4 protein-coding genes, 2 tRNA genes and 3 rRNA genes are annotated in these 12673 nt (G+C 54.7%); 8 read left to right on the top strand and 1 reads right to left on the bottom strand.

Translation table 11 applies throughout. The features are described 5' to 3' along the window. Positions 1-56: 56 nt before the first annotated feature. The 8 genes from E4T21_RS18725 to E4T21_RS18690 all read left to right on the top strand — a co-directional run bounded on the left by E4T21_RS18725 (position 57) and on the right by E4T21_RS18690 (position 11634). Positions 57-2174, top strand: a complete 2118-nt coding sequence (locus E4T21_RS18725) for a hypothetical protein (RefSeq protein ID WP_149286475.1) — start codon at positions 57-59, stop codon at positions 2172-2174. After that, positions 2171-5047, top strand: coding sequence for an FAD-binding and (Fe-S)-binding domain-containing protein (locus E4T21_RS18720; protein ID WP_149286474.1), 2877 nt, complete (start codon positions 2171-2173; stop codon positions 5045-5047). Before E4T21_RS18725 ends, E4T21_RS18720 begins: the two co-directional genes overlap by 4 nt. A 570-nt stretch (positions 5048-5617) precedes the next feature. After that, positions 5618-7155, top strand: a 16S ribosomal RNA gene (locus E4T21_RS18715). Between the two features lie 71 nt (positions 7156-7226). Next, a tRNA-Ile gene (locus E4T21_RS18710) sits at positions 7227-7303 on the top strand. 110 nt (positions 7304-7413) lie between these two features. Then, positions 7414-7488 (top strand) — tRNA-Ala (locus E4T21_RS18705). Positions 7489-7762: 274 nt separating this feature from the next. Then, positions 7763-10628: ribosomal RNA gene (locus tag E4T21_RS18700) — 23S ribosomal RNA — on the top strand. 97 nt (positions 10629-10725) lie between these two features. Next, a 5S ribosomal RNA gene (rrf, locus tag E4T21_RS18695) occupies positions 10726-10841 on the top strand. The 16S, 23S and 5S rRNA genes sit together here with 2 tRNA genes alongside, the layout of an rRNA operon. 451 nt (positions 10842-11292) lie before the next feature. Beyond that, complete coding sequence (locus E4T21_RS18690) at positions 11293-11634, top strand: cupin domain-containing protein (RefSeq protein WP_149286473.1); 342 nt, start codon at positions 11293-11295, stop codon at positions 11632-11634. A 107-nt stretch (positions 11635-11741) separates the two neighbouring features. Here the strand turns inward: E4T21_RS18690 and yaaA are convergent, their stop codons facing one another. Continuing rightward, the gene (gene yaaA / locus E4T21_RS18685) at positions 11742-12518 is read right to left on the bottom strand and encodes a peroxide stress protein YaaA (protein WP_149286472.1); all 777 of its coding nucleotides are present in this window, start codon (positions 12516-12518) and stop codon (positions 11742-11744) included. Positions 12519-12673: the final 155 nt, after the last annotated feature.

Below are 12673 nucleotides of genomic sequence, written 5' to 3'. Positions count from 1 at the left end.
TTTTTCACACTGCTTATCGTGCGCCTTTATGCGCTACAACCAGGAGTGACGACGAGATGGACCGAGAATTCCCCCGTAGTGACAGGCGCCCCATGGCCCAGGCAGTACGTCAGTTCGGTAGAGCTTCTGGTGCGGCGGTAGGGGTGATTGCTGCAGGAGCCTTGCTGGTCGGCTGTGATGATGGCGGTGAAAGCCCATCGACACGTTTTATCGAGGCTCCTGAAGTGAGTCTTGGGCAAGCGATCGAAGGTGAACTGAGCTCTGCCAGCGAAGTTAACCTGAAGGATGGTTCCCGCCAGGGTAGCCATTGGGTTTGTGCAGACAAGGATGCCGATTCGTCCGGCGCGCTCTACCAGTTGGATGCACCTTTTGCTGCGGATGTCACTGTTTTCGATGAAGCGGGAGGCTGGCTTGGTGATGCCCATTCTTCCTCTGATCAACAGGTGCAGTTGCTGCTTTCACCCACTGACAGCTGTTCTCTGGTGGTGGTAAGCGGGCGAGATATGGCAGCCTTTGGCCCTTGGTCCTTGAAGCCTGGCAAGCAGCCAGCGGAAGCCGAGCCGGCTGGCGAGGGCGAGGAGGATGCTGCGGCGTTGAAGGATGGCCAGGTTGTAGCAGGGCATCTCGGCCAGGAAAGCACCGCCTATTCTTTCAGTCTGCAGGAAGCCAGTCGTGTTGAACTGGCGCTATCCGGTGCTCGTGGCGCTGCGCTGACTCTCACTGGGGATAATGTGTCGGAAAAGGCCGCGCGTTGTGCGGATGACCAGCAGACGTTGGAGACCTTCCTTGAACCAGGAGACTACGAAGTCAATCTGAAGCCAGGACAACTGGCCAAGGAGCAGGTCAATACCAAGTGTGAAGATAGCCTGGTAAGTGTTGGCGATGGCTTCCGCCTGGGACTAGGGGTTTCTGACCTCTCCCGGGGCCAGCGCAATTCCGGCCCTCTGCGCAATGGCGACCGGATCAGCGGCGTTCTGACGGAAGATTCCCCAAGCAATGAGTATACCTTGGAGATCACTGAGCCCACTCAGGTCAAACTGAACCTGAGGTCGAGTGATTTCGACACTATCCTAAATGTCCGCGGTGAGCAGACAGACATCAGCATTGATGATTCCGGCAACAGCACCGATTCCATGCTCGACACTGTACTGATGCCTGGAGAATACCGCGTTGAAGCGACCAGCTATGAAGATAGCGGCACGTACGACATCGAGCTGGTAACCACGCCTTTCGATGGTGAAGTACAGAACAGCGGCGAGCTGACGCCAGGCCAGGGCCTTCTGGGTATTGCCGGTGGAGGAGAAGGTAATGTCTATACGCTGTCTCTGGACCAGCCATCGGAAGTGACCATCAAGCTGTCCTCAACGGCCTTCGATACCATGCTGTATCTTGAAGGCAATGGTATTTCCCTGAGTGACGATGACGGCGGTGGTAATACCAACTCTCAGCTCACCAGTATGCTCGAACCTGGGGAATATCAGGTCACGGCCGGCAGTTACGATGGAATGGCTTCTGGAATGTTCCGCATGGAGACCATGGTAACTCCCTTTGATGGTGAACAGCAGGACAGCGGTGAACTGACAGCGGATGAAACCGTGAGAGGAAGGCTTTCCTCGAGTGGCTCCAACCACTACGAGTTCACCCTCGATGAACCGACGGAAGTGACTCTGGATATGCGCTCGAATGAATTCGATGCGTTGTTGGGAATGACGGGGTCTGATATCGAACTGCGTGACGATGACAGCGGTGGGCGTACCGATGCCCGGATTCACGCGGTGCTGGCGGCAGGCACTTATGAGGTCGAGGCATCCAGCTATGGCGGCAGCGGCGCTTTCACTCTTCAATTGAAGACCCAGCCATTCGATGGCGAGATCCGTTCAAGCGGTGAGGTTCGTGCCGGCGAGACGGTGTATGGCCAATTGCTTCCCGGTAGCTCTCTGACCTATCAACTGGTAGTGGAAGAAACGAGTGACATCAGCATTGAAACTCAATCGGATTCCGTGGATACGCTGCTGCAACTGGAAGGTGAAAACATCAGCCTTCAGGATGATGATAGCGGGAGCACCGAGCTGGGTTCCATGATCGAGACGCAGTTAGAGCCGGGGACCTACGAAGTGGTGGTGACGGGTTACGAAGGTGCCAGTGGTGTCGTGCGAGTGGATGTGAAGGGATGATAGCGCATCATGTGTCGAGTGAACCTCCTCCGAGAGGACCTCTTGATCACCTGATCTCGACACTTTGCACACGACTGCCTGAGGAGCGTCTGATCCGAGACCCCCTCAGGCGGCTGGCCTATGGGACTGATGCAAGTTTCTATCGCCTGGTGCCTAGCCTGGTGGTGCGTCCCGAGAATGAGCAGGAGCTGGTTTCGGTGATTGAGGCCTGCCGCGAAGAAGGGTGGCCGATGACCTTTCGGGCCGCCGGGACCTCGCTGTCAGGGCAGGCGGTGACCGATGGTGTTCTGATTCAGCTCCACCAAGGCTGGCGCCATGCTACGGTGCTGGATGATGGGGCTCGAATACGCCTTGGCCCAGGCGTCATCGGTGCTCGAGCCAATGAGCTGCTGGCGCCCTATGGGCGCAAGATTGGCCCGGATCCCGCATCGATCTCCAGTTGCATGATTGGAGGGATTGCCGCTAACAATGCTTCCGGCATGTGCTGTGGCACAGCACAGAACAGCTATCACACCCTGGATAGCCTTCGGGTTGTGCTGCTCGATGGAAGTATTCTCGATACGGCGGACCCCGACAGCGTGACGGCCTTTCGTCAAAATCACGCGCCTCTGGTGGAAGGGCTGGAGCGCATCTCCGCCAATGTTCGTACAGATGTGGATCTCGCCCGTCGCATCAAGCACAAGTATCGGCTCAAGAACACCACTGGATATGCGCTCAATAGCCTGATCGACTTCCGCGATGGCGTGGATATCCTCTCTCATCTGATGATTGGTTCCGAGGGGACGTTAGGTTGCCTGACCAGTCTTACCTACCGGACTGTACCCGAGCCGCCATGTAAAGCAGCGGCGCTGATGTTGTTCCCTGACCTGTCCAGTGCCTGTCGAGCGGCCATGGTCCTGCGAGGGACCTCAGTGGTGGCCGTAGAGTTGATGGACCGGGCTGCCTTGCGTGCAGTGGATCATGCGCCGGGTATGCCTGAGAACCTGCGTGGCCTGCCGCCAGGTGCAACGGCGTTGTTGGTGGATGTTCGCGGAGAGAGTGATGCAGCGGTGAAGCATGCATCTGAAGAAGTGCAGCAGGTGCTGGAGGGTATAACGACCCTGGAGCCGATAGCATTTACCACGAATCCTGACACTTATGCATTGTACTGGAAGGTACGCAAGGGGTTGTTCCCTGCAGTGGGGGCTGTGCGTGAGGTAGGCACGACAGTTGTCATCGAGGATGTCGCTTTTCCCATCGAATGCCTGGAGCAAGGCGTCGCTGCCTTGACTGAAGCTTTCCATCGCCATGGCTATCAGGATGTCATCCTGTTTGGCCATGCCCTGGAAGGCAATTTGCATTTCGTCTTCCCGCAAGGTTTCGAAAAACCGGGTGAAAAAGAGCGCTATGCCGCCCTGATGAAAGATGTGGCGCAATTGGTAGCAGTGGAATTTGGTGGTTCGCTCAAGGCTGAGCATGGAACTGGACGAAACATGGCTCCCTTTGTTGAGCTGGAGTGGGGGGCGGAGGCCTATGCCCTGATGTGGCAGATCAAGGCATTGTTCGATCCGTGTCACTTGCTCAACCCCGAGGTGATGCTCAGTCGGAACCCCAATCTCCATCTCGAGAATCTCAAGCCGCTCCCGGCGGCTGATGAGATCGTTGACCATTGCATAGAGTGTGGCTTCTGCGAAGTGGTATGTCCGTCGCGTGATCTGACGCTCACTCCGCGCCAGCGTATTGCCCTTGTCCGAGAGCGAGCCAGGCTGGAAGAGTTGCAGGCAGCAGGGGATCAGGCGCTCAGCGACGCTGAGCAAGACTGGCTTGCTGCCTATGAAGACCATTCCGGCTATGACCTCGATACTACCTGTGCTGCAGATGGAATGTGCAGTACTCGTTGCCCTGTCGATATCAATACCGGGGAACTTGTATTGAGGATGCGCCAAGAACGCCTGCAAGGTCGGGCAATGCTGGCTCGCCGCATTGGACATCATTTCTCCGGAGCGACGCGGTTTGCGCGCACGGGGCTGCGTCTGCAATGGATTGGCAGGCAACTGCTGGGGCATCGAGCAATGTCCGCGATCAGCCAGGGCATGAACCGGCTTAGTGGTGGCCAACTGCCTCAGTGGATCCCTGCACTGCCCAAGGCGGCGCCGATCAAACTGCTGGGGCGAGTGGGTGATCGTGGCCGGCCGGACAAGGTGGTCTATTTCCCTTCCTGTGCCACTCGTGTCCTGGGGAGCGATGGGGGTTCCCGGGCCGTGATGGATGTCACTCTGAAATTATTGGATAAAGCTGGCTACGACGTCATTATCCCGGCCATGCCGGGGCATTTATGTTGTGGCATGGCTTTCAACTCCAAGGGCATGGCCAATGAGGCCATCCATAAAGCACGGGAACTCAACAGAGAGTTGCTGATTGCCAGCCAGAATGGTCGTTACCCTGTTCTTTTCGATACCAGCCCTTGCAGCCTGCAGGCCGAGGATCATCTGGATGCCCGTTTGAAGGTCCAGGAGCCGGTCGCATTTGCTCATGATCACTTGTTGCCACGGCTTGAGCTTGCTCCCCTGAATGAGCGCGTAGCCGTTCACGTGACGTGCTCGAGCCACCGTAAAGGTTTGGCGGGCCGTTTCATTGCTCTGGCCCAGGCCTGTGCCCGGGACGTGGTGGTCCCTGATGATATTGCGTGTTGCGGCTTTGCGGGTGACAAGGGCCTGCGTGTCCCCGAATTGAATGCCTCTGCTCTGCAGACACTGGCCCAAGCCGTCGAAGGCTGTGCGTTTGGTGTATCCAATTCGCGTACTTGCGAGATGGGGCTGACTCAGCATTCAGGCATCGCCTACTACTCCATTCTTGACCTTCTCGACAGGGCAAGCCTGCCCGCAAAAGCCTGACAGTAGGTATCGAAGGTGGGGTCGAAAGAAGTGAATGTCATGCCAGATTCATGGTCGCGTCATTGCCCTGAAACTTTTTTACAGAAAGTCCTTGCAGGGACCCAGTGAAATCCGTAAAGTACGCATCCGCTGCCGGGGACGAGACAACGTCACCAGCGGTAAGAGGTGGTAAAAGCGGTTGATTTGAAAAGACTTTTTAAGTGCTCGGTAAAATCTTTCGCTTGACGGACAGGCTGAAATCAGTAGAATGTTCGCCACTTCGAAACGGGTCGCTGATGAGGCGCTCGTTCAGACTTTCTGTCTCACTGCTTCGATGAAGCAGAGCCTTGAAAAATAGGCACTTGACGAAAGCTTCTGAGTCTGTAGAATACGCCTTCCTCGCAGGGCGATCCGCGAAACGGATCAAGTCGTAAGACAGCGAGATGCTCTTTAACAATTGATCAGGTAATTCATGTGGGCGCTTGCCGATATGTTGGTGACAAGTCACTGAATATCAAGGCAAGCGACTCGTCAAACGAGACGTTTGAACCTTGAGCCAAGTTTGGTCCACTCAATGGACTATCAAGCTTTTAACTGAAGAGTTTGATCATGGCTCAGATTGAACGCTGGCGGCAGGCCTAACACATGCAAGTCGAGCGGAAACGATGGAAGCTTGCTTCCAGGCGTCGAGCGGCGGACGGGTGAGTAATGCATAGGAATCTGCCCGATAGTGGGGGATAACCTGGGGAAACCCAGGCTAATACCGCATACGCCCTACGGGGGAAAGCAGGGGATCTTCGGACCTTGCGCTATCGGATGAGCCTATGTCGGATTAGCTAGTTGGTGGGGTAAAGGCCCACCAAGGCGACGATCCGTAGCTGGTCTGAGAGGATGATCAGCCACATCGGGACTGAGACACGGCCCGAACTCCTACGGAGGCAGCAGTGGGAATATTGGACAATGGGCGAAAGCCTGATCCAGCCATGCCGCGTGTGTGAAGAAGGCCTTCGGGTTGTAAAGCACTTTCAGTGAGGAAGAAGGCCTTCGGGTTAATACCCTGGAGGAAGGACATCACTCACAGAAGAAGCACCGGCTAACTCCGTGCCAGCAGCCGCGGTAATACGGAGGTGCGAGCGTTAATCGGAATTACTGGGCGTAAAGCGCGCGTAGGTGGCTTGATAAGCCGGTTGTGAAAGCCCAGGCTCAACCTGGGAACGGCATCCGGAACTGTCAGGCTAGAGTGCAGGAGAGGAAGGTAGAATTCCCGGTGTAGCGGTGAAATGCGTAGAGATCGGGAGGAATACCAGTGGCGAAGGCGGCCTTCTGGACTGACACTGACACTGAGGTGCGAAAGCGTGGGTAGCAAACAGGATTAGATACCCTGGTAGTCCACGCCGTAAACGATGTCGACTAGCCGTTGGGCTCCTTGAGAGCTTTGTGGCGCAGTTAACGCGATAAGTCGACCGCCTGGGGAGTACGGCCGCAAGGTTAAAACTCAAATGAATTGACGGGGGCCCGCACAAGCGGTGGAGCATGTGGTTTAATTCGATGCAACGCGAAGAACCTTACCTACCCTTGACATCGAGAGAACTTTCCAGAGATGGATTGGTGCCTTCAGGGAACTCTCAGACAGGTGCTGCATGGCTGTCGTCAGCTCGTGTTGTGAAATGTTGGGTTAAGTCCCGTAACGAGCGCAACCCTTGTCCCTATTTGCCAGCGATTCGGTCAGGGAACTCTAGGGAGACTGCCGGTGACAAACCGGAGGAAGGTGGGGACGACGTCAAGTCATCATGGCCCTTACGGGTAGGGCTACACACGTGCTACAATGGCCGGTACAAAGGGTTGCGAAGCCGCGAGGTGGAGCTAATCCCGAAAAGCCGGTCTCAGTCCGGATCGGAGTCTGCAACTCGACTCCGTGAAGTCGGAATCGCTAGTAATCGTGAATCAGAATGTCACGGTGAATACGTTCCCGGGCCTTGTACACACCGCCCGTCACACCATGGGAGTGGACTGCACCAGAAGTGGTTAGCTTAACCTTCGGGGGAGCGATCACCACGGTGTGGTTCATGACTGGGGTGAAGTCGTAACAAGGTAGCCGTAGGGGAACCTGCGGCTGGATCACCTCCTTAATCGACAAGTCACTGACTGTCGGTAAGTGCTCACAATGAATTACCTGATCAAGATAGAGCAATGACTGTTTGGGTCTGTAGCTCAGTTGGTTAGAGCGCACCCCTGATAAGGGTGAGGTCGGCAGTTCAAATCTGCCCAGACCCACCAAGTTCAAGCTGGAAGCCATCAGTTTGAAGCTGTAAGTAACCCTGGCATGGAAGAGCTATTCAGTGCGAGGTTTTCTTTCAGCTTGAGGCTTGTTGCTTAAAGCTCAGAATGGGGCCATAGCTCAGCTGGGAGAGCGCCTGCCTTGCACGCAGGAGGTCAGCGGTTCGATCCGCTTGGCTCCACCATCTTGCCGCAATAAGCCTTAAGCTTTAGCGGTAAGAAAAGACGCTACCATACAGTCTGATAATAAGTCCTAAGCTATAGGCTTGAGGTGACACTGAACAAAGCTGTCCCCTTGGAGCTTACAGCTTAGAGCTTATGGCTCTAAACGCTCTTTAACAATGTATATCATGCTGACAAAGTCTCTTTCTCTTCCCGGAGAAAGAGCAACGATACGTTTCAAGCGTATCCGGCAATTGTCGTGATCGTCATCGATTGACAGACCCCTTGGGGTTATATGGTCAAGCGATGAAGCGCATACGGTGGATGCCTTGGCAGTCAGAGGCGATGAAAGACGTGGCAGCCTGCGATAAGGTTCGGCGAGGTGGCAAACAACCTGTGACCCGGACATTTCTGAATGGGGAAACCCACCCAGCACAAGCTGGGTATCTTGTACTGAATACATAGGTACAAGAGGCGAACCGGGGAACTGAAACATCTAAGTACCCCGAGGAAAGAAATCAACCGAGATTCCCTAGTAGCGGCGAGCGAACGGGGACCAGCCCTTAAGCAACACAACTGGTAGGCGAACAGACTGGGAAGTCTGGCCATAGTGGGTGATAGCCCGTAGCCGAAACCTGAGTGTTGTGAAATCGAGTAGGTCGAGGCACGTGAAACCTTGACTGAAGACGGGGGACCATCCTCCAAGGCTAAATACTCCTGACTGACCGATAGTGAACCAGTACCGTGAGGGAAAGGCGAAAAGAACCCCGGAGAGGGAGTGAAATAGATCCTGAAACCGTATGCGTACAAGCAGTGGGAGCAGACTCGTTCTGTGACCGCGTACCTTTTGTATAATGGGTCAGCGACTTATTTTCAGTGGCGAGCTTAACCGTATAGGGAGGCGTAGGGAAACCGAGTCTTAACTGGGCGACCAGTCGCTGGAAATAGACCCGAAACCGGGCGATCTATCCATGAGCAGGTTGAAGGTTGAGTAACATCAACTGGAGGACCGAACCAGGATCTGTTGAAAAGATTTGGATGACTTGTGGATCGGGTGAAAGGCTAATCAAGCCCGGAGATAGCTGGTTCTCCTCGAAAGCTATTTAGGTAGCGCCTCACGTATCACCGCCGGGGTAGAGCACTGTTTCGGCTAGGGGTCATCCCGACTTACCAACCCGAGGCAAACTCCGAATACCGGTGAGTGCAAGCGTGGAGACACACGGCGGTGCTAACGTCCGTCGTGAAAAGGAAACAACCCAGACCGTCAGCTAAGGTCCCGAAATCCTGGTTAAGTGGGAAACGATGTGGGAAGGCTTAGACAGCTAGGAGGTTGGCTTAGAAGCAGCCATCCTTTAAAGAAAGCGTAATAGCTCACTAGTCGAGTCGGCCTGCGCGGAAGATGTAACGGGGCTAAACCAGGTACCGAAGCTACGGGTTCGTCGAATGACGAGCGGTAGAGGAGCGTCGTGTAAGCCGATGAAGGTGGATTGAGAAGTCTGCTGGAGGTATCACGAGTGCGAATGCTGACATGAGTAACGACAAGGGGTGAAAAACTCCCCCGCCGGAAGACCAAGGGTTTCTGTTCGACGCTAATCGGAGCAGAGTGAGTCGGCCCCTAAGGCGAGGCCGAAAGGCGTAGTCGATGGGAAACGGGTTAATATTCCCGTACCTCACTGTATTGCGATGGGGGGACGGAGAAGGCTAGGTGAGCCAGGCGTTGGTTGTCCTGGTGAAAGTCAGTAGGCTGGGGATTTTGGCAAATCCGGATCCCTAAGGCCGAGAGACGAGACGAACTGACTACGGTCAGGAAGTCATCGATGCCACGCTTCCAGGAAAAGCCTCTAAGCTTCAGATACAGTGGGACCGTACCCCAAACCGACACAGGTGGTCAGGTAGAGAATACCAAGGCGCTTGAGAGAACTCGGGTGAAGGAACTAGGCAAAATGGTGCCGTAACTTCGGGAGAAGGCACGCCGCATCAGGGTGACAGGACTTGCTCCTCGAGCCCGAAGCAGTCGAAGATACCAGGTGGCTGCAACTGTTTATTAAAAACACAGCACTCTGCAAACTCGTAAGAGGACGTATAGGGTGTGACGCCTGCCCGGTGCCGGAAGGTTAAATGATGGTGTTAGCTCACGCGAAGCTCCTGATTGAAGCCCCGGTAAACGGCGGCCGTAACTATAACGGTCCTAAGGTAGCGAAATTCCTTGTCGGGTAAGTTCCGACCTGCACGAATGGCGTAATGATGGCCACGCTGTCTCCACCGAGACTCAGTGAAATTGAAATCGCAGTGAAGATGCTGTGTACCCGCGGCTAGACGGAAAGACCCGTGAACCTTTACTACAGCTTCACACTGGACGCTGATGTTGCTTGTGTAGGATAGCTGGGAGGCTTTGAAACTCGGTCGCCAGATCGAGTGGAGCCAACTGAAATACCAGCCTGGCATCATTGGCGTTCTAACTCAGGACCGTTATCCGGTTCGAGGACCGTGTGTGGTGGGTAGTTTGACTGGGGCGGTCTCCTCCCAAAGAGTAACGGAGGAGCACGAAGGTACCCTCAGCACGGTTGGAAATCGTGCATTGAGTGCAAGAGCATAAGGGTGCTTAACTGCGAGACAGACACGTCGAGCAGGTACGAAATGAGTTCTAGTGATCCGGTGGTTCTGTATGGAAGGGCCATCGCTCAACGGATAAAAGGTACTCCGGGGATAACAGGCTGATACCGCCCAAGAGTTCACATCGACGGCGGTGTTTGGCACCTCGATGTCGGCTCATCACATCCTGGGGCTGAAGTCGGTCCCAAGGGTATGGCTGTTCGCCATTTAAAGTGGTACGCGAGCTGGGTTTAGAACGTCGTGAGACAGTTCGGTCCCTATCTGCCGTGGGCGTTGGAGATTTGAGAAGTGCTGCTCCTAGTACGAGAGGACCGGAGTGGACGTACCTCTGGTGTTCCGGTTGTCACGCCAGTGGCATCGCCGGGTAGCTATGTACGGACGGGATAACCGCTGAAAGCATCTAAGCGGGAAGCCCCCTTCAAGATGAGATCTCCCTGAGGCCTTGAGCCTCCTAAAGGACCCAGCAAGACCAGCTGGTTGATAGGCCGGGTGTGGAAGCGCTGCGAGGCGTTGAGCTAACCGGTACTAATGGTCCGTGAGGCTTGACCATATAACACCCAAGGGGTTTTGGTCGATGACATCACGACAAACAATTGACGGGTACGTTGGAACGTGTCGGTCAGCATGATATGCATTGCCGTTTTTCGCCTGACGACCATAGCGAGTGGGAACCACCTGATCCCTTGCCGAACTCAGCAGTGAAACCGCTCAGCGCCGATGGTAGTGTGGGGTCTCCCCATGTGAGAGTAGGTCATCGTCAGGCATTTATTCGAGAAGCCCCGATCATCAAAAGATGGTCGGGGTTCTTCACATTCTGAGGCAGGCGACGAGCGACGAGCACGCTGCGCTCGGGCAGCGAGCCGTGCTGTGGCACCAGGCCGCTCAAGCCCGCAATATTCAGAGCAACCCCAGTCATCAGCGATGGCTGGGGTTGTTGCGTTTACGGCCCTCAGTGGTGTCACCATGCTGCTCGTAGCTCGTAGCTCGTAGCTCGTAGCTCGTAGCTCGTAGCTCGTAGCTCGAAGCTCGAAGCTCGAAGCTCACATCTTCCCCCTGCTTTCGACAGGCGCTAATAGCCTGTCTCTCCAGGTAACCGCTCTGCTCATTTCTTACTATAAGAAATATCCTACAAGCTAGAGAGTAATACCCTATGGGTAACAGATTAGTGAATGTGAAATATTTGAGCTCAACGTCGGTATTAGAAAGGAACCGTGATGAGGAAGGTATATAAGAAGTACAAGCTTAGCGATGACGTCACCATACAGGTGCTTTCCTGCTCGGATCAGCAGTTGACGGCCAAGCTATGGTTTTCAGGGAAAGGTTTCCCCAGTGGACATCACCATCCGAATGAAGAAGTTAATGTTTTCGTGTCTGGTGAGTTTAATGCCATCAATGGAAGTGAAGTCATTCAGGTGGGTGCGGGAGATGCCGTGACTATCCCTCCTGGTGTCGAGCATAACCTTGAGTGTTTAAGTGGGGAGGGTGTGTTGATCTCAACCTGGACGCCTCCGCGAAAGGACTTCATGGAAAAGTTCATGGAAGTCGAGAATGACTGATGCAGGGGCGGAATGGCTGGGCATGAGCCATCAGGTTTTGTGCTCTGGCTGAAAGAACCCCGGCTATCGAGAGATAGCCGGGGTTCTTGTTTTATCTAAAAGGTGTCTCAAGCCGGAGTGTCGCGTGTGAAGACCAGGGTCTTGCCTTGGGACTCTGCCGCATTGAACCGATAACCTGCAACATTAAAGTCCTTGAGCCCATCTACTTCCTCCAGGCGCTTGTGGATCATCCAGGCCGCCATCAGGCCACGGGCTTTCTTGGCATAGAAACTGATGATCTTGTACTGGCCGTTCTTGAGATCCTTGAATACGGGAGTCACAACTTCGGCATTGAGTTTCTTGGCATCGATAGCCTTGAAATACTCATTGGAGGCCAGGTTGACCAGTACGAGGTTGCCGCTGGCAGCAATAGCCTGGTCGAGTTCCTTGGTCAGGAACTCCTTCCAGAAGGCGTAGAGGTCCTTGCCTGCGGGATTCTTCAGTCGCGTACCCATTTCCAGTCGATAAGGCTGAATCAGGTCCAGAGGGCGCAACAAGCCATACAAACCGGACAGAATGCGCAGATGATCCTGAGCGAAGGCGTTGTCATCTTCATTGAATGTGTCGGCCTGCAGGCCGACATAGACATCCCCCTGGAATGCCTGAGCAGCGACCTTTGCATTGCTTGGCGTGAAGGGTGTTTGCCATTCCCCAAAGCGAGCGGCATTGAGGCCAGCAATCTTGTCACTGACGCCCATCAGCTCCGAAATCTGTGCAGGTGTGTAATCGCGCAGAATATCGATCAGCCTTTGGCTATGTTGCAGATAAGCTGGTTGAGTATGGGTGTCGGTAGTGGCAGGGGTCTCGAAATCCAGCGTCTTGGCTGGTGAGATCACGCTGAGCATGCCCTCTCTCCTGAGGTCGTTGTTGATAGCAGTGCTAATGCTTGAATGGTATGGAAATCTGGGCCCATTGTAACAAGCCCCGGGTTTGACCGGGGCTATGGACCTGATAGTCGGAGACCTTTATCCCGATACCTGTTATTTCGCTACCCGGCTCT

The organism is Halomonas binhaiensis, assembly GCF_008329985.2.
Taxonomy (GTDB): Bacteria; Pseudomonadota; Gammaproteobacteria; order Pseudomonadales; family Halomonadaceae; genus Halomonas; species Halomonas binhaiensis.
The sequence above is the reverse complement of the archived record's forward strand: the minus strand, read 5'-3'. Positions and strand labels throughout refer to the sequence as shown.